General features: G+C 71.6%; 19 protein-coding genes. 9 read left to right on the top strand and 10 right to left on the bottom strand.

The genetic code is table 11. The features are described from left to right. The first annotated feature begins 176 nt into the window (after window positions 1–176). The gene (locus EAD89_RS20820; protein WP_233578875.1) at window positions 177–581 is read left to right on the top strand and encodes a nuclear transport factor 2 family protein; all 405 of its coding nucleotides are present in this window, start codon (window positions 177–179) and stop codon (window positions 579–581) included. Here the strand turns inward: EAD89_RS20820 and EAD89_RS20815 are convergent. From EAD89_RS20815 to EAD89_RS20795, 4 genes are all read right to left on the bottom strand, one after another. Next, on the bottom strand, window positions 568–1,137 hold the full coding sequence (locus EAD89_RS20815; protein WP_121676897.1) for an SUKH-4 family immunity protein: 570 nt from the start codon (window positions 1,135–1,137) through the stop codon (window positions 568–570). The genes EAD89_RS20820 and EAD89_RS20815 overlap by 14 nt on opposite strands. Before the next feature lie 216 nt (window positions 1,138–1,353). Continuing rightward, the gene (locus EAD89_RS20805) at window positions 1,354–1,839 is read right to left on the bottom strand and encodes a molybdenum cofactor biosysynthesis protein (protein ID WP_121676896.1); all 486 of its coding nucleotides are present in this window, start codon (window positions 1,837–1,839) and stop codon (window positions 1,354–1,356) included. Between the two features lie 222 nt (window positions 1,840–2,061). Then, window positions 2,062–4,164 (bottom strand): sorbosone dehydrogenase family protein, encoded by a 2,103-nt coding sequence (locus tag EAD89_RS20800; protein WP_233578874.1) that lies wholly within the window; start codon window positions 4,162–4,164, stop codon window positions 2,062–2,064. Between the two features lie 37 nt (window positions 4,165–4,201). Beyond that, on the bottom strand, window positions 4,202–5,158 hold the full coding sequence (locus EAD89_RS20795) for a LamG-like jellyroll fold domain-containing protein (protein WP_121676895.1): 957 nt from the start codon (window positions 5,156–5,158) through the stop codon (window positions 4,202–4,204). A gap of 131 nt (window positions 5,159–5,289) precedes the next feature. On the opposite strand from EAD89_RS20795, the gene EAD89_RS20790 reads away from it, so the two are divergent. From EAD89_RS20790 to EAD89_RS20775, 4 genes are all read left to right on the top strand, one after another. Continuing rightward, entirely contained in the window at window positions 5,290–6,324 is a 1,035-nt protein-coding gene (locus tag EAD89_RS20790; RefSeq protein WP_121676894.1) for a LacI family DNA-binding transcriptional regulator, read from the top strand. A 96-nt stretch (window positions 6,325–6,420) separates the two neighbouring features. Continuing rightward, on the top strand, window positions 6,421–7,296 hold the full coding sequence (locus tag EAD89_RS20785; RefSeq protein ID WP_121676893.1) for an alpha/beta fold hydrolase: 876 nt from the start codon (window positions 6,421–6,423) through the stop codon (window positions 7,294–7,296). Between the two features lie 47 nt (window positions 7,297–7,343). Then, window positions 7,344–7,739, top strand: a complete 396-nt coding sequence (locus EAD89_RS20780) for a hypothetical protein (RefSeq protein WP_121676892.1) — start codon at window positions 7,344–7,346, stop codon at window positions 7,737–7,739. A 56-nt stretch (window positions 7,740–7,795) separates the two neighbouring features. Next, on the top strand, window positions 7,796–8,812 hold the full coding sequence (locus EAD89_RS20775) for a methyltransferase (RefSeq protein WP_121676909.1): 1,017 nt from the start codon (window positions 7,796–7,798) through the stop codon (window positions 8,810–8,812). A 101-nt stretch (window positions 8,813–8,913) separates the two neighbouring features. Here EAD89_RS20775 and EAD89_RS20770 read toward each other — a convergent pair whose 3' ends face one another. Continuing rightward, the gene (locus EAD89_RS20770; protein ID WP_121656425.1) at window positions 8,914–9,765 is read right to left on the bottom strand and encodes an alpha/beta fold hydrolase; all 852 of its coding nucleotides are present in this window, start codon (window positions 9,763–9,765) and stop codon (window positions 8,914–8,916) included. Window positions 9,766–9,931: 166 nt separating this feature from the next. Between EAD89_RS20770 and EAD89_RS20765 the strand changes: the two genes are divergently transcribed. The 3 genes from EAD89_RS20765 to EAD89_RS20755 all read left to right on the top strand — a co-directional run bounded on the left by EAD89_RS20765 (window position 9,932) and on the right by EAD89_RS20755 (window position 11,503). Further along, a complete protein-coding gene (locus tag EAD89_RS20765; protein WP_121656424.1) occupies window positions 9,932–10,252 on the top strand; it encodes a hypothetical protein in 321 nt (106 codons plus the stop codon). Further along, on the top strand, window positions 10,246–10,539 hold the full coding sequence (locus EAD89_RS20760; RefSeq protein WP_121656423.1) for a hypothetical protein: 294 nt from the start codon (window positions 10,246–10,248) through the stop codon (window positions 10,537–10,539). The genes EAD89_RS20765 and EAD89_RS20760 overlap by 7 nt, the downstream gene beginning before the upstream one ends. Window positions 10,540–10,609: 70 nt before the next feature. After that, on the top strand, window positions 10,610–11,503 hold the full coding sequence (locus EAD89_RS20755; RefSeq protein WP_121676891.1) for a metallophosphoesterase: 894 nt from the start codon (window positions 10,610–10,612) through the stop codon (window positions 11,501–11,503). Window positions 11,504–11,540: 37 nt separating this feature from the next. Here the strand turns inward: EAD89_RS20755 and EAD89_RS20750 are convergent, their stop codons facing one another. From EAD89_RS20750 to EAD89_RS20740, 5 genes are all read right to left on the bottom strand, one after another. After that, a complete protein-coding gene (locus EAD89_RS20750; protein ID WP_121676890.1) occupies window positions 11,541–13,928 on the bottom strand; it encodes a discoidin domain-containing protein in 2,388 nt (795 codons plus the stop codon). A gap of 158 nt (window positions 13,929–14,086) precedes the next feature. Beyond that, the gene (locus EAD89_RS20745; RefSeq protein WP_121676889.1) at window positions 14,087–15,313 is read right to left on the bottom strand and encodes a YeiH family protein; all 1,227 of its coding nucleotides are present in this window, start codon (window positions 15,311–15,313) and stop codon (window positions 14,087–14,089) included. Next, the gene (locus EAD89_RS30790) at window positions 15,313–15,459 is read right to left on the bottom strand and encodes a hypothetical protein (protein ID WP_233578873.1); all 147 of its coding nucleotides are present in this window, start codon (window positions 15,457–15,459) and stop codon (window positions 15,313–15,315) included. Before EAD89_RS30790 ends, EAD89_RS20745 begins: the two co-directional genes overlap by 1 nt. A gap of 189 nt (window positions 15,460–15,648) precedes the next feature. Further along, on the bottom strand, window positions 15,649–15,741 hold the full coding sequence (locus EAD89_RS31370; protein WP_368666375.1) for a putative leader peptide: 93 nt from the start codon (window positions 15,739–15,741) through the stop codon (window positions 15,649–15,651). Between the two features lie 133 nt (window positions 15,742–15,874). Beyond that, window positions 15,875–17,749 (bottom strand): adenylyl cyclase, encoded by a 1,875-nt coding sequence (locus EAD89_RS20740; RefSeq protein ID WP_121676888.1) that lies wholly within the window; start codon window positions 17,747–17,749, stop codon window positions 15,875–15,877. A 200-nt stretch (window positions 17,750–17,949) separates the two neighbouring features. On the opposite strand from EAD89_RS20740, the gene EAD89_RS20735 reads away from it, so the two are divergent. Then, complete coding sequence (locus EAD89_RS20735) at window positions 17,950–18,399, top strand: hypothetical protein (RefSeq protein ID WP_121676887.1); 450 nt, start codon at window positions 17,950–17,952, stop codon at window positions 18,397–18,399. The last annotated feature ends 8 nt before the right edge of the window (window positions 18,400–18,407 follow it).

The following is an 18,407-nucleotide window of genomic DNA, read 5'->3' as shown; positions in this document are numbered from 1 at the left end:
CGCGGCCCACAGCGCCGCCGTCGACGTGACACGACCCGCGCCCACCGGCTGAAGCGTCGTTGGTGCCGTCCGGGCTGCGCCGGATGCGACCCGCCGCCGGCCGATCCACACCCGATCGGGCCGCGCCTGCTGCCACAATGCGGACAACCCCGGTGGACGGTGGACAGTGGCGCCGGGTGAACCCCGATCAGGAGGACGGCACCATGCCGGACAGCGAACGCGAGGCGGAACTGTTCGACGCCGAGCGCACCCTGCAGGCGGCCCAGCGGGCCGGCGACGTGGCGGCCCTGGACCAGTTGCTCGTCGACCAGCTGATCGCCATCGGCCCGGAGGGCGGCAAGCACACCAAACGGGAAGACCTGGCCACGCACCGCGACCGGACCTCGGTCATCGAGGAACTGGTCGAGGAGGAGCTGGACCTGCTCGTCGCCGGGTCGACCGGCGTGACGTTCTTCCTGGGCCGGGTGGCCGGAGTGTTCGACGGCACGCCGTTCTCGGCACGCCTGCGGTACACCCGGACCTGGATCCACGACGACACCCACGGCTGGCGGGTGCTCGCCGCGCACATCAGCCCGGTCTGACCCTCGCGTCGGCATCACCGTCGGACTCGTCGTCCTCCTCGTCGTCGTCGTCGAGCAGGCCCTGCTCGTCGAGGAAGGCGTACCACCGGTCGTCGGCGGGGGTCAGGTCGGCGTAGCCCGGGCCGAGCAGGTAGTAGTGCACGAAGGAGTCCACGTCGGGGGCGAGCTCCTCGAAGGAGTCCGCCATGAACCACTCGGTGCCGGCCGGCGGGAAATACCAGACCGCGCCGGTGCCCCGGTCCATGAAGATCGGCTCGTCGCTGTGGGTGCCGATCACCAGCCAACCCGCACGGTCCTCGGGAATGGCCGAGAAGTCCGGCGCGTAGTCCAGGTGGTACTGGATGCCGGCGAGGGTGGACGTGGACGCCAGCTCGATCCGGCCGGCACGCAGCCCGTCGGCCACCAGCAGGAGATCCCGCAGGCCGGCCGGGAGATCCGCCGGCACGGCGTCGGTGGCCGCGCCGTCGCCGAACTGGGCGTACCCCAGGCTCGCCGGCTGGTCCTCGGCCAGGTCGGCCCGCAGCTCCTCGATGAGCTGGTGCAGCTCGGGATTCAATCCACCACCTCTATTCGGATCGGAGTCCCCGTCCGGCAAGGTCTGGATCTGCCCCCAGATCTGCGAACCGATGTCCGTGTTGGTTCTACCATGCGGCAGCCTGAGGTTGTCGACGCTGTCCGGCCCGCCGAGCTGCAGTTCCCCTACGTGGTCCGGGTGGTAGCTGCGTGGACGGCGGCGCCTTCCGCCGGGGCCGTGCCTCGTCCGCGACCGGCGCTACGACGCGGGCGCCCGCTCGACGGTGGCGTCGACCAGGCCGATCCGCAGCACGCCGTCGTTGAGCGGCGTGCAGCGGATGCCTCCGGTGGTGCGCAGTGCCTTCCACGCGCCCGGGCCGACCGTGACGTCCATCCAGGCGCAGGGGCGGGCGGCCCGGTTCACCCGCAGGCTGACCGGGCCGTCCCCGGAGTCCAGCACCAGCACCTTGCCGATCAGTTCGTCCACGGCGATGCCGGTGGTGAGGACGTTGCGGCGGACCTGCGCCAGTCCGATGCCGGGTGGCAGCGACTCCTGGGCGATCACCGTGACGCTGGCGTCGCGGTGCGCCGGCTGGCCGAAGTACCGGTCGCCGACGATACCGAGGCCGGCCCGGATCCGCACCACGTCGACCAGCTCACCGGGCGGGGCCGGCGCCGGACCGTCGGCGGGCCGGCCCAGGAAGCGGTGCACGGGCGAGGCCAGCAACTCGACGATCCGTGGCATGGCACGGATTCTACGAACCGGGCGGCGCCCTGCGGGCCGGCTCGGCGGACCGGGCCACCGACGGCGTCGAGGCGGTCACCCGAACGACGGGGCGGTTCGGGTCGACCGACGGTGCGGCGGCGATCCACTCCAGGTCGCCGGCATCGGGACACCCCGGGCGCCCGGACGCCCCGACATCGCCGACCTGGAGTGGATCATCGCCGCCGCTCCACCGCGACCGGGTCAGGCCGGCGTGCCGGTGACCGTCAGGTCGCGCAGCCGGCCCACGTTGTCGAACGAGCCGAAGCCCACCCGCCCGGAGCCGAACGTCGTGTCCTTAGCGGTCATCAGCGGGTCCCGTTGCCCGTCGACGTACACCGCGATCTCGCCGGTCGCCGGCAGGTGCACGACCCGTACGCGGTGCCAGTCGGCATCGGTGATCGCCGGGTTGGCGCCACGCGACCGGCCGTTCCACTGGTGGTCGATGCGTTCCCGGTCGGCGTTGTCGACCTTGAAGATGCCGTTGTGCGGATAGATCGTGTTGTCGGTGGATAGGTGGGCGTAGTAGAACTGCGTGTCCGAGCGCCAGCCGAAGACGATGATCACGTCGCGGTTGGTGACCTCCACCGGCGTGTCGAGCCGTACCCGCGCCTCGACCTCGACCGACGACCAGGCCGGCCCGGCGGTCAGCACGGCGTACTCGAACGGCCGGCGCGGGCCCGGCCGGCTGACCCCGGCCTCGGCGAGGATGACCTGGTCCCGGGTGAACTCCCACTTGGCCGGCGTCACCGGCGCCCAGTTCGACGCCCCGGCGGTGCGGCGCAGGGTGGTGTCGCCGACGTCGTCGCTGGCGAAGACGCGGGTGCCGGTGACCTTCCAGACCTTCCCGTTGGCCTTGGCGAGCACGTACAGTTCGCCGGCGGTGTCGGTGCCGAACCGCAGGTCGACGCGGTTGGGGTCACCGGGCGCGCCGGGCCCGGAGAGGTCCCGCATCCGGACCGGGGCGCCCGCCGCGTCGAACAGGGCGAGCTGGTGGATCGGCGCCAGGCCCCGGCCGCGGCGCATCTCGTTCGCCTCGGTGTAGAGCACCCGGCCGTCGACGAGGTCGCCGAACACGTACTTGCCGCGCAGCGCCGGCAGCGCGCGTCCCCGGTAGACGAAACCGCCGGCCACCGCGACGCCGACGTCCGCGGTGCAGTTCCAGTCCGCGGCGGGGTCGTGGTCGTACGCGGCGACCGGGTACGTGTATCCGTAGCGGTCGTCGTCGGCGGGCAGCGGGAAGAGCCGGTCGCAGGGGTTGGTGGCCGCCTTGTCGAAGACGAAGGACCCTTCGCGCTCGCTCCAGCCGAAGTTGTCGCCGGCGCGGACCTCGTAGATGGCCTCGATGGCGTGCTCACCGATGTGCCCGAGGTACATCCGACCGGTGGCCCGGTCCCAGCTGAAGCGGTGCGGGTCGCGGAAGCCCACGGCGTAGATCTCGCCGAGCGCGCCCGCGCGGCCGACGAACGGGTTCGTCGCGGGGATGCCGTACCGCCCGTTGGCGGAATTGGTGCCCCGCGGGTCGATCCGCAGCAGCTTGCCGTGCGGCATGCCCAGGTTCTGGGGGTCGGTGTTGCGCACGCCCAGCCCGCCGTCGCCGACCGCCAGGTACAGCAGGCCGTAGTCGCGATCGTGGCGCTTCGCGGTGGGATTGAAGTTGATCTCCTGGATGCCGTGCACCTGGCCGCCGAACCCGATGCGCAGGACCTCCCGACGGGTGCCGGCGAACGTGTCGGCGCTCGGGTCGGTCGCCGTCCACTCGGTGATGACACCGTGGTAGATCGTGCCGGCCTGGGCGTAGTCCGGCGGGGTGGTCGTCGCCGACGCCAGCTCGGTGTGGATGGTGTAGAACCGGCCGTTGACGCCGAACTCGGGGTGGAAGGCGACGTACCCGAAGCCCTGACCCAGGCCACGGCCGGAGAAGAACTGCGGCGCGAAGGTCGCCGCCACGTCGAGGTAGACGTGCGGCACGCCGCCTTCGACCAGGTAGAGGCTGCCGTTCAGGTCGGGCACCGCCCGCCGGCCGGAGCCGTCGGGCACCTCCATGATGGTGTTGATCCGGGCGGTACGCATGAGCCGCTGATCGGTCGGGGCCGGGGTCGGCTGCGACTGCGGGAAGCTGGCGTACTCGGTGAGGACCAACCCGAGTCGGGACTGGATCGGCATCTCGGGCACCGGGTCGTAGATGGCGTCGGCGGCCCGGGCGGGGGTCGCGAGCACGGTGGACAGGATCAGCACGACGGCGGTGAGCCCGGCCGTCAGCACGGACCTGCGGATCCTGCGGGCGCTGTCGTGGAGGGTGAGCACGCGGGTCTCCTTATCGGTGGGACGGTGCCGAGGGTGGTCAGCGGGCCAGATGGCGGTACTGCCTCCGCACATCGGTCGCGGAGACCACGCTGTCGAGGAACATCAGGCCGTCCATCCGGCAGTCGCACGGGTTCCGCTCCACCGTGTCCTGGGGGAAGCTTCCACCGATCTTGATGCCTCGGGGGTCGGAGGCCGTGGTCAGGTGCGGGCCGGGCCCGGACACCAGCCACGGGTCGTCGGTACGGGTGTAGAAGCCGTCCACCGGTTCTCCGTTGCGGTAGAGGGCGAGAGCGCCGGTGCCGAAGTCGAAGGTGGCGGCGAGGTGGACCCACTCCCCCGTCGGCAGCAGGTCCCGCCAGTCCTGGCTCGCGGCGAACGTCTGCGAGTTGCCGCCGTCGAGACGGCGGCCGAGCGCGACCAGGCGCAGCTCACCGTTGACGTCGATCAGCTCCAGCAGGGCGCGGACGCCGTGGCCGTCGGAGTCGCCGGTCAGCACCCCGGCCAGGCCGATGGCGTTGTACCGGTCGGTCGGGTCGGCGGTGGTGGAGTTGGGCAGCGGGCTGTCCATCTCCAGCTTGAACCAGCCCATCACGGTGGTGCCCGCGGTCGCGCTGAAGGCGCGCAGGGTGCGCACCCCGCTGGCCGACCAGGTGCCGGCCTTCCAGTCGTCGTTGCCGTTCACCGACGGGTCGACCTGTTGGGTCTGCACCGCGTTGCCGCTGCCCCGGTACGCGTGGTCGCGCACACGCATGGTGGCACCGCCGTTGACCAGCTCGATCTCGGTGCCGGAGCGGCCCTGGTCGCGCTCGAGCGCGGGGTCGCCCGGCACCGGGTGGTCGAAGTCGTAGGCGGCGACCAGGTGCGCTCGCAGGGCGGGGTGGACGTCGGACGGACGGTGCCGGTCCGCCTGCGCCGCGGGCGCCCCCGCGCCGGTGAGTGCGCCGATCGTCAGGAGGGAGACGGTGGCGACGGCGGCTCGTCGGGCCCTGGGCATCGCGTTCACCTCATTTCCCGGCACGCGGGTGCCGGTCACGTAAGCGCTTACGTAAGCGCTTACGTACCCTAGGCTTCGACCAACGTCACTGGCAATAGATCGGGTGACATGGATGCCTCCGGGAGTTGCGGATGCCCAGGGCTGGCCAGCGGCCGCGCCTCGTCGACGTGGCCGAACGCGCCGACGTCTCGCTGGCGACCGCCTCCCGGGCCCTCGCCGGCCGCGACGGGGTCAGCGCCGAGGTGGCCGACCGCATCCGCCAGGTCGCCCGCGACCTGGGGTACGTCGCCAACCCGTACGCCCGCACGCTCGCCGGCGGCGCCAGCTCCACCGTGGGCCTGATCGTCCACCAGGTCGACGACCCCTACTTCTCCGAGATCGCCGGCGGGGTCATCCAGCTCGCCGCCGAGCAGGGGCTGCTGGTGCAGATCTGCCAGTCCGGCCGGGACCCCGACTACGAGCTGCAACAGCTACGCCACCTCATCGCCCAGCGGGTCGGCATCATCCTGATCAGCGGTTCGGGGTACGACGACCCCCGCGTGGAGGCCGAGGCCCGGGCCGAGCTGACGGCGTTCCAGGCCCACGGCGGCCGGGTCGCCGCGATCGGGCGGCACGCGCTCGGCGTCGACGCCGTCCTGCCGGACAACGAGGCCGGCGGCAACGCGCTCGCCCACCACCTGATAGATCTCGGCCACCGGCGGATCACGGTCGCCGCGGGCAGCGCCGGTCTCACCACGGTCGCCGACCGGCTCGCCGGGGTCTCGTCGGCGCTGCGCCAGCGCGGGCTGCCCCCGACCGACCTCGCCGTGGTGCACGGCGACTTCACCCGGGGCGGCGGCCGGGCGGTCACCGAGCAGATCCTGAACGAACACCCGGAAACGACCGCGATCATCGCGCTCAACGACGCGATGGCGATGGGGGTGCTGTCGACGCTGCGCTCCCGCCGCATCCCGGTGCCCGGGCGGATGTCGGTCGTCGGCTTCGACGACGTCTCGGTGGCGGCCGACCTCGCGCCCAGCCTCACCACCATCCGGCTGCCGATGACCGAGATGGGTCGTACGGCGCTCAGCCTCGCACTCAAGCCCCGCTCGACGCGTCCCCGCCGCCGCTCGACCGGGCACCTGCTGGTCGTCCGCGACTCGACCGGCCCCGCGCCGACGGCCTGAACCGGGCGACCCGGCCGGTCGGATTCGGCCGCGATCCCGCACCGCTTCTGGCACGGTCGAGGGGTCCACCCACCCCGTGGCCGATCAGGAGAAGTCATGGCCGACATCGCGGTGCGGCACCGGACGGTGGAGGTCGACGGCATCACGATCTTCTACCGGGAGGCCGGCGCCACCGACGCGCCGGTGGTGCTGCTGCCGCACGGCTACCCGTCGTCGTCGTTCCAGTTCCGTCACCTGCTGCCCGCGCTGGCCGACCGGTGGCGGGCCGTCGCACCCGACTACCCTGGCTTCGGCTACAGCGACACGCCGGACCCCGGCCGGTTCGCGTACACCTTCGACGCGCACGCCGACCTGCTCCGGCGGTTCACCGAGACACTGGAGCTGACCCGTTACGTGATCTATCTCCAGGACTACGGCAGCCAGTTCGGGTTGCGGCTGGCGATGGCCGCGCCGGAGCGGGTCGCGGGTCTCATCATCCAGAACGGCGACATCTACCCCGACCAGCACGGCCCGAAGTACGAGCCGCTGAAACAGTTCTGGCGCGAGCCCACCGACGAGGGCCGCGACCGGTTGGCCGCCGCGATCAACGAGGAGGGCTTCCGGCGCGAGTTCCTGGGCGAACTGCCCGACCGGCTGACCGACCGGGTGAGCCCGGACCTGTGGCGGCTCTCCGGGGCGCTGGTCGCGGATCCTCGGCGGCGCGACGCCTGGCTGCGGCTCCTCGCCGATCAGGGCAGCACGGTCGCGTGGTTCGCCCGGCAGCAGGAGTACCTGCGTACCCGTCGGCCGCCCACACTGATCGTGTGGGGGCCGCACGACGGCTACATGCCGGCGGGCGCGGCCCGCGCGTACCTGCGGGATCTGCCCGACGCCGACCTGCACCTGCTCGACGGTGGCCACTGGCTGCTCGAGACGCACCTCGACGAGGTGGTGCGGCTGGTCCGCGACTTCCTCGCCCGCGTTCAGCCCTGAGGACGACCGGGTTCCCGAACCGCGCCACCGCGGGGGATGATCCCCGGATGACAGCGACGACGGGTAGGCGCGCACCGCTCGGGGCTCTGTTCCTGGCGGTGGCCACGGTCGGGGTGTGGCTGCTCTGGCTGGGCTGGGACACCGGGTACACCGTCGACCCGGAGACCGATTCGCGCAGCGGCCCGTACGAGCCGTGGCAGGTGATCGGTTGCGTGCTGACCCTCGCGCTGCTCGCCGCCCTCGCCGGCACGCGGCTGAGCCCGTGGCTGGTGGCGCCGGTGATGACGGTGGCCTTCACGGCGGCGTGGTCGTGGGGGGCGTTGTCGTCCGACGACAGCGGACTGTGGGCCGTCGGGGCGGTCCTGGTGCTGGTCGGGATGGCGGTCGGCAGCACGCTGGTGAGCCTCGGCGCGCACCGGCTCAGCCGGCGTCGGGCCGGCTGACCGTCCGCAGCACGATCGACCATGATGGACGGTGGCGGTTGTGATCTGATGTGGCCATGATCACTCCGACTCCCCTCATGAGCTTGGTTGCCGGCGTCTGGGGGTTCAAGACCCTCGCGGTCGGCGTTGAACTCGGCCTGTTCACCCGGCTCGCCGCCGGCCGGACGATGACCGTCGAGCAGGCGGCCGCCGAGTTCGGGTTGGCCGACCGCCCGGCGGATCTGCTGCTGGCCGCGAGCGCCTCACTCGGCCTGCTGGAGAAGGCCGGCGACGGCTACCGCAACTCCGAGCTGGCCGAGCAGTTCCTGGTCGAGGGCCGCCCGTACTACTTCGGCGCCCAGGTCCGCTACTCCGACCTGCGTACCTACCTGCCCTGGCACCGCATCGGGGAGGCGCTGCGCACCGACCGGCCACTGACCTGGGACCCGCAGGCCCAGCAGTCGATGTTCGACACCACCGACCCGGAGATGCTGGCGCAGTTCTGGGACGCCATGTACTCCACGTCGAGCTTCACCGCCGCCGCGCTGGCCGAGGCGTACGACTTCTCCGCGCATCGCCGGCTGCTCGACGTGGGCGGCGGGGCCGGCGCGTTCCCGATCGAGTTCTGCCGCCGCTTGCCCGACCTGCGGGCGACCGTCCTGGACCTGCCCCACGTCTGCGCACGGGCCGAGGAACGGATCGCGGCGGCCGGCCTGACCGGGCGGATCGCCACGCTGCCCGGCGACTTCCTCGCCGACCCGGCGCTGCCGGGCGGGCACGACGTCATCCTGCTCAGCATGATCCTGCACGACTGGGACGAGCCGACGAATCGCGCGTTGCTGGCCCGGTGTCACGCGGCCCTTCCGCCGGGCGGGACGGTCGTGGTCTGCGAGCTGCTGCTGAACGATGAGCGCACCGGCCCGCCGGAGGCCGCTCTGATGGGCATGAACATGCTGGTGGAGACCGAGGGCGGCCGGAACTACTCGGGCGCCGAGTACGCCGCCTGGCTCGCGGACGTCGGCTTTGTCGACGTCCGCACGGTGCCGTTCGACGCCCCCGGCGCCAACGGCGCGGTGGTGGCCCGCCGAGCCTGACCGTCGACGCCACCCGGCCCACGCGAGCCCGAGGGGCCCGCGCGGGCCGGGATGCGGCGGCGAAATCGCCGCGCTGGCGTCCGATCAGGTGCCGCTGCGGATCAGGCCCGAGCCTTGGCTGGTTGCTTGATGAAGTTCAACATGGCCTTGTTGATGTCGTCGGCGTGTGTCCACGGGATGCCGTGCGGCGCACCCTTGAGCGTGATGAGCTGGCTGGTCGGCAGCATCGGCGCGAGCCGCTGGCCGGTCACCGGGAAAGGCAGCACGTTGTCCTTGTCACCCTGGATGATCAGCACCGGCACGTCGATCTTCGGCAGGTCGGGCCGGAAGTCCTCCAGCCAGGCGTCCACACTGTCGTGGGTGGCCTTGGCGGAGCCCATCGCGCCGATCTGCCAGTGCGCGCGGTACGCCTCCTCGCTGACCATCTTGCCCTTGTTCTCGCTGTAGTTGAAGAACGCGTCGCAGAACTGGGTCAGGTAGGCGAAACGATCCTTGATGATGGCCTGCTGGAACCCCTGGAAGAGGCTCTTGTCGACGCCCTCCGGGTTGTCCTGGGCCTTCACCAGCATGGGCTCCAGGGGGCTGAGCAGCACCGCCCTGCTCACCCGCTGCGAGCCGTAGTTGCCCAGGTAGCGAACCACCTCGCCGGTGCCCATCGAGTGACCCACCAGCATCACGTCGCGCAGGTCCAGCTCGGTCATCAGGACGTCGAGGTCCGCGGCGAAGGTGTTGTAGTCGTACCCGAACGCCGGCTGGGCGGAGTTGCCGAAACCGCGCCGGTCGTAGGTGATCGTCCGGTATCCGGCGTTGAGCAGCGCGGTGGTCTCCTTCTCCCAGGTCGCCCCGTTGAACGGGAAGCCATGGATCAGCACCACCGGCTGACCGGATCCGTGATCCTCGTAGTACAGGTCGATGGGCGCGGAGTTCTCCGTACCCACGGTGATGAAAGGCATGTTGTTCTCCTGCTCCGGTTCGGGCTGTCGGACGTCAGCGCTTTCCCGCCCGATCGCCGGATATACCGGCCGCGCGGCTCCGGCCGGCCAACCCCGCTCCATCGACATTTATCAACGCCGCTGTTAGGGTCGCCGGTAGGAAAGTTTCGGCGTACGGGAGGTGGGCATGCCTCGACGGATCCGCACCGGGGTCGCCGCGTTGGCCATCGGGACGGCCACGGCCGCCCTGGGCGCCACGCCGGCCCACGCCGACCCGGTGGTGCCCCGGCACGCCATCGTGGTCTGCCAGAGCGCCAGCTTCTACGCCAACTACGACTCCGCCAACGGCCCCACCGGTCTGAAGCGCACCCTCGGGTACGGCAACAAGATCGGTCACACCCCCGGCGCCCACCCGGTCTACAACGGGTGGGCGGCCTCGTTCGACTTCGGTCCGAACGACTGGGGCTACGTCCGGGCCGAGTGCATCGGCGGGTACGACTCATGGTGAGCCGATCCGCCACCCGGACGATGGCCGGCCTGCTGGCCGGGATCACCGCCGCCACGCTCGCCGCGCCGGCTCCGGCGCAGGCTGCCAACGGCACCATCGGCCAGCGGGAGACGGTGTGCGCCAGCGACCTGTTCGTCCGCACCCAACCCAACGGGGCCTGGATGGGCACTCTGTACCAGGGCCAGACCTTCCTGGTCGAGGGTCCCCGCAGCGGCGGCTACATCTACGGCTTCGCCTACGGACACATCAACCGGCGCGGCTGGGTGCAGGACGGCTGGTTCTGCTGACCACCCCGGCCGCCCGGCCCGGCACGACACCGAACGGCGGGGACTTTGACACGGGCCCTAGCCTCGGGGCGTGAGCCTTCCGCCCCGGCTGCGGGCCGTCAGCGACCTGCACATCGGTTACCCGGCGAACCGCGCGTTCGTGCGGGAGCTGCGCCCGGGCAACGACGGTGACTGGCTGCTCGTCGCCGGCGACGTGGCCGAGCGGTACGCCGACATCGAGTGGGCGCTCGGCCTGCTCAGCAGCCGGTTCGCGAAGGTGGTCTGGGCGCCGGGCAACCACGAGCTGTGGACGCCGCCCGACGACCCGGTGCAGCTGCGCGGCGAGGAGCGCTACCGCGAGCTGGTGCGGCTGTGTCGGCGGCTGGGGGTCGTCACGCCGGAGGATCCGTACCCGGTGTGGGACGGCGAGGGCGGTCCGGCCACGATCGCCCCGCTCTTCGTGCTGTACGACTACACGTTCCGGGTGCCCGGGGCGAGCACCCGGCAGCAGTCGTTGGAGCTGGCGTACGAGGCCGGGGTGGTGTGCACGGACGAGGCCCTGCTGCACCCCGATCCCCACCCGAGCCGGGAGGCGTGGTGCGCGGCCCGGGTCACCGAGACCGAGCGGCGCCTGGCCGAGCGCGACCCGGCCCTGCCGACGGTGCTGGTCAACCACTATCCGCCGGTGCGGCAACCCACCGACGTCCTGCGGTACCCGCTGTTCGCCCAGTGGTGCGGCACCGTGCGTACCAGTGACTGGCACCTGCGCTTCGGCGTGGCCACCGTGGTCTACGGGCACCTGCACATCCCCCGTACGACGTTTCACGACGGTGTGCGCTTCGAGGAGGTCTCCCTCGGCTATCCACGCGAGTGGCAGCGGCGCGGGCCGGTGCCGGACCCGGTGCGCACCATCCACCCCGCCGACGACGTACGCCGGATGGCGGAGAGCGGGCGCTCGGCCCAACCGCCGCCGGTCGGCCGGTGAGCCTGCGACGCGTCGGGCGCCGGCCCTCCGCCCCCGATCAGCTGGCATAGACCTCCAGTGTGGACAGCTGGCCGGCCGGCCAGCCGGTGTTACCGGTGACCGTGATGCGCAGGTAGCGGGTCTGGGTGGCGGCGAAGGTGAGCGTCACCTGGTTGCCGGTGGCCGGGTTGAAGGCGCGCCCGGCCGACGCGACGAGCGTGCCGAAGCTGCCCCCGTCGGCGCTGCCCTGCACGGCGAGGGTCTGCGTCCGGGTCGCCCAGGCGGCCGCCGGCGGCAGCTTGAGCACCACCCGTCCGACCGGGCGCGAGGCACCCAGGTCGACCTGGACCCACTGCGGGAACGCGTTGTTGACGCTCTCCCAGTAGGTGTTCGGGTCACCGTCGACCACGTTGCCCGACGCGTAGCTCTGGGTGTTGCTGCTCGCCGTGGTGGGTCGACCCCGGGCGAGGTCCGCGTTGGTCGGCGCGTCCGTGGTGACCGTGACCGCGTTCGACGGAGCGGAGGTGTTGCCGGCGGTGTCCCGCGCCGTCACGGTGAAGCTGTAACCGGTGGACGGGCTGAGCCCGCTCACGGTCGCCGTGGTGCCGGTGACGGTGGCGACCACCGTGCCGCCCTGGCGCACCTGGTAGCCGGTCACCCCCTTGTCGTCGGTGGAGGCCGTCCACGCCAGGGACACGCTGCTCGCCGTTCGGCCGGTCACGGTGAGGCCGCTCGGCGCGGTCGGCGGGTTGTCGGGTGTGCCGCCGGCGGCGTACACCTCGACCTGGGCGAGCTGGCCCGCCGGCCAGCCGGTGTTGCCGGCGATGCTCAGCCGGAGGTGGCGGGTCGTGGTGGCCGGCAGCGTGCGGGTGACCGTGTTGCCGGTCGCCGGGTCGAAGGTGAAGCCGGCGGCCGGGGCGATGGTGCCGAAGGAGCTGCCGTCGGCGCTGCCCAGCACGGTGATCGTCTGGGTACGCGCGCCCCAGCCGGAGGGCAGCCGCAGCACGAGTCGGTCGACCTGGTGGCTGGCGCCGAGATCGACCTGCCACCACTGCGGGAACGCGCCGTTGGCGCTCTCCCAGTAGCTGCCGACGTTCGAGTCCACCGCGTTGCCCGCCGGGAACCCGCCGCCCTGGCTGCTCGCCGAGGTGGGCCGGCCGGCGGCCAGGTTCCCGCCGGTCGGGGGCGGGGTGCCGATCATCGGCGGTGTGGGACGCACCGGGGTGAGCGCGAGCTGCCCCTTGAGCATCCGACCGCCGTCGGCGGTGATCCGCAGGTAGTAGTCGGAGGAGCAGGCCACGCCGTCCTCGTCCAGGGCCCGGATGTTCGCGCCGGCCGGGGTGGTGGCCTGGGTCTCGGACGTCTTGGCGATCTGGTTGCCCTCGTTGTACTCGTCGAACATGGACACGTAAAGGCCCTGCGAGCCGAGTCGGACCATGTTGTAGATGTGCCGCCAGTAGAAGTCGCCGTGCCGGCGATGCCCCCCGGCGAGGTCACCGGGCATCACGCAGGGCTGGTAGTCGATGCCGCGCGCCGCGCAGTCGGCCAGGTCCGGAATGTTGACGTTGTTGTAGTACGAGTCGAGCCCCTCCAGGGTGCTGGTCCGGTAGACCATCCACGGCGAGATCATGTTGAACGCGTGGTAGACGTCGAGGAAGCCGGGGCGGGAGTCCTCGATCCCCTGCCGCCACCAGGTGGGCACGCCACCGATGACGTAGCAGCCCTGCGCCTTGAACCAGTTGACGACCTCCAGGCAGGGCCCCGGTGCGAAGGGTCGGCTGGGTTCGCTGAAGCCGAAGCCCCAGATGCAGACGACCGGCTTGCCGTTCTGTCGCGCGTACGCGCTGGACGCGGTGTGCGCGGACATCTTCGTCGTCCAGTCGGTCTTGATGTCCGCCTGCATGGTCAACCAGTCGGTGACGTCGTACATGATGTAGAACTTGCGGCCGTGGCGCTCCGCGGCCGAGCGCACCTTCTGCGTCATGGCGTCGCGGGTCGGGCCCTCGTCGCCCATCGGGTTGAACCGCTGCAACGCCGCGGTGTCGCAGCCGTACTCCTGCATCCAGCGGAAGTGGGTGTCCACGGTCTGCTGGTCGTACGAGGAGAAGAGGGTGGCTGGCGAGCCGTTGCCGAGGTTGGGGTAGGCGGTCGGGTAGGTGCGGGTGTACTCGCGCATGTCCGGCCAGGACACGATGGTGGTGTTGCTGGGCGAGGGCGGCTGGAACCGGTCGCGGCTCCAGTGCCACCAGCCGCCGATCGGCGCCGAGTCGCCGGGGCAGCTGAACCAGCCCTGGTAGCCGACGGTCACCTTGCCGACCACGTCCCCGGGAGGACTGGCGGCGTGCGCGGGGCTGGCGGCGGTGGTGAGCAGCTCGGTGGTGGAGGCGGCGGCGAGGGCGGACCCCGCCAGCACCGATGTGACGAACCTGCGGCGGGACACCGCCATGACGACCACTCCTTCGGGACGGAAGGCATTGACGGTCATCGTGGCAGTACCGATTGCCAACCCGCAAGAGTGAGACTGATCGATGAAATTATCGATCAGGGCGTCGGAAGTAGGCGATCGCCCCCGTCCCCGAGCTGGGGGACGGGGACGGGGGCGGATCAGGCGGAGAAGTTGCGGAACAGCAGGGATGCCAGGGCGAGCGCCAGGGCCAGGTTGAACACGGTGGCGCTGGCGAACACCGCGACCGGCCGCCAGCCGGCCTCCCGCAGCGACGCGACCCGGACCTCCAGGCCGATGCTGACGAAGGCCAGGATGAGGAACCAGACGCGCAGGTCGTTGACGATCGCGATGGTGGCCTTGCCGTCCGCGCCCGCCGCGTCCAGGTACCAGGTGGCGATGACCGAGGCGGCGACGAAGCCCAGGACGAACTTGGGGAAACGCCGCCACAACTCCCCGAGGCCCGGTCGGGCAGCGCCGGGCTGCCGCTCCACCCGCAGCGTGAAGTACGCGGTGAGAGCGACCGCGACCACGCCCATCAGGGCGTTCTGGGTGACCTTCACGATGCTGGCGATCTGGAGCGCCTCCTCGCCGGCGAGCGCCCCCGCCGCGGTGACCGCCGCGGTCGTGTCGATGTTGCCGCCGATCCAGGCGCCGGCCACCGCGTCGGACAGCCCGAACACGTCGGCCAGCCAGGGCAGGATGAAGATGGACGGCAACGCGAAGACGATGACCAGGCTGGCCGTGTAGGCCAACTGCTCGCGGCGCGCCCGGACGGCGCCGGCGGCGGCGATCGCCGCGCTGACCCCGCAGATCGACACCGCCGAGGCCAGCAACGCGCGCAGCTTGTCGTCGAGGCCGAACCGGCCGGCCAGCCACCAGGTGAACAGGAACACCCCGCTGATCAGCAGGATCGCCTGGGCGATCGCCGGCCCGGCGGCGCTGGCGATGACGGCCAGGTTGATCGACGCCCCGAGCAGCACCAGACCGGTCTTGATGAAGAACTCGGTCCGGAACGCGGCGGCGATCCGGTCGCGCCAGCCGAACAGCGTGACGGCGACGTTGCCGAGCAGGCCGAGCAGGATCGCGTAGACGGGGTACTCGATCGCCGCCCCGATGTCCTCGGCGCCGGTGCCCTCCGCCCACCCGGGGACATTCTGCTCCAGATAGCGGGTCAGCGCGGCGAGCACCACCACGACCACCAGGCCGAGCGCCGTCCAGGCCCAGAACGTGCCGTCGCGCGCCGCGCCCGCAGGCTCGACGGGCACGCCGCCGGCCCGGGTCTCGTCGCCCACGCGGGTCTCGTCGCTCACGCGGGTCTCGTCGCCCTCGCGGGGCTCGTCGATCGTTCGGGGCTCGTCACCCGTGCGCGTCGCGTCGGCGGCCATCAGGGCACCAGCCCGGCGGGGATCGCCCCGAGCAGGACCAGGCCGAGCAGGACCAGGCCGAGGACGGTCGCCACCCAGTCCTCGTTGAACGCGAGCCGGGAGTCCCCGGCTGTCGGCGGTGTGGACGGTGACGGGTCAGTGCTCATGACGTACCTCCGAGGGGAAAGGGCCGATCCGGGCATGGCGGGATCGACTGCGGGGCGAGACGGGGACGCGCGAGGGCCGCGACAGGCGGCGTGTGGCGCGAGGGCCGGGATGGGCCACGGGCCCGCGCGACGACGTCGCGGCGGGCCGAGCGGGTGTGCGGGCGTGCGGGTGTGCGGGCGGCGGGACGCTCAGGCGGTCGCCGGCGAGCCGGGACAGAGCGCGGAGGCGACCCGCATCAGGTCCACGACCCGACGCGAGGTGAGGAACGAACCGACCGGCATTCGCCTATTTTCCTATCGGATCGATAGGAATTCAAGACCGCGGGCCCGGAATCTCGCTTCGGCCCGCTCGGGGTACGACAGCGGGGGCCGGAGCCGCGCCGGCTCCGACCCCCGCTCGGTACGCCCGAGACCCCTACGGAGTCGGGTACTGCGTGACGTAGACCGGCGCGCCCACCTTGGTCATGTCGGCCGCGTCGCCGACGCCGTTGACCACGTGGTCGATCGTGCCGGCGCTGAGGTTGACGGTCATGATGTGGTGCAGCCGTACGCCCGGGGTGACCGGGACCTCGAAGCCGTTCTCGGTGTGGATCGACGGATTGTTCTGGTTGAAGACGTAGACCCCGCCGCCGTACAGGGTGTGGTGCCGCACCCGGTCGCCGACCTTGTAGCCGGCCCAGCCCTCGACGCCACCGTGCATCCAGTCCGCCTGCGTCGGCGGGTCGTACGGCAGCTCGTTCTGGTAGAGGACCGTCGTGCCGTGCTCGCCGTTCCAGACGGTGTTGTACCGCTGGAAGTGCTCGACGAACAGGCCGGTCGCGGTCACATGGTCGCCGTTGATGACGGCGCCGTAGCGGCCGGTGTTGGTCCGCCAGCGATCCGTGTCGCCGTTGACGCCCTCGGTGAAGCCCTCGATGCCGTGGTCGCCGCGCCACACCCAGGTGTGGTCGATGAGCACGTTGTCGCTGTTGACCTCCAGCGCCGTGTTCGTCCGGCCGATGTGCGGGCCGCCGACCCGGAAGTACACGTCGGACAGCGTGGTCGGGTTGGCCGCGCTGCTGGCGTTGCGGCCGTGCTGCCGACCCACCCGCAGCAGCACCGGTGACTCGACCCGACCGGCGTCGATCGTGACGCCGGCGACGACGACACCGGGGACGCCGGCGACGTCCAGCGGGATGGCGCCGTTCACCGCCGTGAGGGTGGCGTGGCCGATGCCGAGCACCACCGTGTTGGCACGCCGCACCTCGATGCTGCGCGCGATGTCGTACGTGCCCGGGGTGAGCAGGAGGTGCTTGCCCCGCGCGAGCTGGCTGTTGATGACGTGCACCGGGTCCGACGGCTTGGCGATGAAGAAGTCGCGGATCGGTATCGTCCGCCCCGGCGTCATGCCGTCGGCCCAGGAGACGCCCCGGCTGTTCCGCTGCGCGGCGGGCACCCGGACGTTGTATCGGCCCTTGCCGTCCACGAAGAGGTACGGCTTCTCCCGGCTCAGCGGGGTGCTCTCCAACGTCGTGTAGGGCGGGTCGGGGAAGGAGGCGTCGTCCGGCGCGCCCTCGACCCCCGCGAAGACCTGGTTCCACACCGCGTTGGACCAGCTGCCGACCTCGCTGTTGCGGGTCAGCCACTGCTGCTGCGACCCGTTCGTGGTGGCCGGCAGCCGCGAGTCGGCGATGAAGCCGCCGCTGGCGTACTGCGGGCCCGCGGTGCAGTAGTCCATCAGCGAGAGCCCGCCGCCGTTGATGTTCAGGCGGCGCATGGACACCGCCTGGGACACCGCCCAGAAGTTCGCCGACGACCGGCAGCCGTCCTGGCCGGCCGCGTTGATGGTGAGCGACAGGTTGGACAGGGTGCGCCAGAAGTTGACCAACGCGAGGCAGTTGCCGGTGCCGCCGTCGGCCAGGCAGCGGTTGTACACCTCGATCTTGCCGTTGACGGTGACGTCGGTGGGTGAGGCGCCCAGGCCGGACACCTCGGTGTAGTAGCCGACCTTGGCCTGCAACGGCTGCTCGGCCGTCCCGTACGTACCCGGCTTGAACAGGAAGGCGTGCCGCGCGGTGCCCATCTCGTTGTCGACCTGCCGGGCGTGGGCCGCGTCCAGCGTCTGCTGGATCTCGGTGACCGGCATGCTCGGGTCGAAGATGGTGACGTTGGGCCCGAAGTCCGGGGCGCCGTGCGCCGGCCGCCCGGCGGTGGCGGCGGTGCTGGTCGTCGTGACGGCGGCGGTCAGCACGACCACGAGGAAGAGGGTGCGACCGGTTCTCCGGCGTACCCGTCGGGGCTGGGTTGTCATGCGGTTCGTCCTCTCCGCTGGTCGGAGGAGTGCCGGCCAGCTGGGGCGGTGAGAGCGCTCTCTGGACCCTCCGGCCGCAAGCGGGCCGGCGCGAAGGGGTCGGCATGTTTCTACCTGGTAAATCCGCCGCACGCCATGACCACGGACAACGAACTTCGATCCGGTCGGGTGAGAATGGACGGCGCAGCGGGGAGGTGCTGATGCGGATCGACTCATTGCCCCACCTGGACGAGCACGCCACGGTCATCGCGGCGGAGACCGTCGAGGTCTGGCCCCACCTGGCGGACATCGTCGAGAAGTCCTTCTCCCGGCCCGGCATGGCCAGCTACGCGCGCCTGGTGGGTGCCGCCGACCCGGGCATGTCCGGGCCACGGCCGCTCGCCGAAGGCTCGACGTTCCCCGGCTTCCGGGTGGTCACCGCGATCCCCGGTCAGGAACTGGCGCTGCGCGGCAGCCATCGGTTCTCGACCTACGCGCTGATCTTCCGCCTCGATGCCGTCGGTGCGGGCCGGTCACGGCTGCGGGCCGAGACGCGAGCCGCCTTCCCCGGCCTGGCCGGCGGCCTGTACCGACAACTCCTCCTGACATCGGGCGGCCATGTGATCGGCGTGCGGCGCATGCTCGCGGCGGTCCGCCGCAGATCCGAATAGGAGCCACC

The sequence above is a fragment of the Micromonospora sp. BL4 genome, from assembly GCF_003667505.1.
Classification (GTDB): Bacteria; Actinomycetota; Actinomycetes; order Mycobacteriales; family Micromonosporaceae; genus Micromonospora.
The sequence above is the reverse complement of the archived record's forward strand: the minus strand, read 5'-3'. Positions and strand labels throughout refer to the sequence as shown.

What these genes read in the sequence shown, in the direction of transcription:
- EAD89_RS20805 (WP_121676896.1), bottom strand. Translation starts at nt 1,839, where the DNA reads ATGCCACGGATCGTCGAGTTGCTGGCCTCGCCCGTGCACCGCTTCCTG.
- EAD89_RS20795 (WP_121676895.1), bottom strand. Translation starts at nt 5,158, where the DNA reads ATGCCCAGGGCCCGACGAGCCGCCGTCGCCACCGTCTCCCTCCTGACG.
- EAD89_RS20790 (WP_121676894.1), top strand. Translation starts at nt 5,290, where the DNA reads ATGCCCAGGGCTGGCCAGCGGCCGCGCCTCGTCGACGTGGCCGAACGC.
- EAD89_RS20785 (WP_121676893.1), top strand. Translation starts at nt 6,421, where the DNA reads ATGGCCGACATCGCGGTGCGGCACCGGACGGTGGAGGTCGACGGCATC.
- EAD89_RS20780 (WP_121676892.1), top strand. Translation starts at nt 7,344, where the DNA reads ATGACAGCGACGACGGGTAGGCGCGCACCGCTCGGGGCTCTGTTCCTG.
- EAD89_RS20775 (WP_121676909.1), top strand. Translation starts at nt 7,796, where the DNA reads ATGATCACTCCGACTCCCCTCATGAGCTTGGTTGCCGGCGTCTGGGGG.
- EAD89_RS20770 (WP_121656425.1), bottom strand. Translation starts at nt 9,765, where the DNA reads ATGCCTTTCATCACCGTGGGTACGGAGAACTCCGCGCCCATCGACCTG.
- EAD89_RS20765 (WP_121656424.1), top strand. Translation starts at nt 9,932, where the DNA reads ATGCCTCGACGGATCCGCACCGGGGTCGCCGCGTTGGCCATCGGGACG.
- EAD89_RS20760 (WP_121656423.1), top strand. Translation starts at nt 10,246, where the DNA reads ATGGTGAGCCGATCCGCCACCCGGACGATGGCCGGCCTGCTGGCCGGG.
- EAD89_RS20750 (WP_121676890.1), bottom strand. Translation starts at nt 13,928, where the DNA reads ATGGCGGTGTCCCGCCGCAGGTTCGTCACATCGGTGCTGGCGGGGTCC.
- EAD89_RS20745 (WP_121676889.1), bottom strand. Translation starts at nt 15,313, where the DNA reads ATGGCCGCCGACGCGACGCGCACGGGTGACGAGCCCCGAACGATCGAC.
- EAD89_RS30790 (WP_233578873.1), bottom strand. Translation starts at nt 15,459, where the DNA reads ATGAGCACTGACCCGTCACCGTCCACACCGCCGACAGCCGGGGACTCC.
- EAD89_RS31370 (WP_368666375.1), bottom strand. Translation starts at nt 15,741, where the DNA reads ATGCCGGTCGGTTCGTTCCTCACCTCGCGTCGGGTCGTGGACCTGATG.
- EAD89_RS20740 (WP_121676888.1), bottom strand. Translation starts at nt 17,749, where the DNA reads ATGACAACCCAGCCCCGACGGGTACGCCGGAGAACCGGTCGCACCCTC.
- EAD89_RS20735 (WP_121676887.1), top strand. Translation starts at nt 17,950, where the DNA reads ATGCGGATCGACTCATTGCCCCACCTGGACGAGCACGCCACGGTCATC.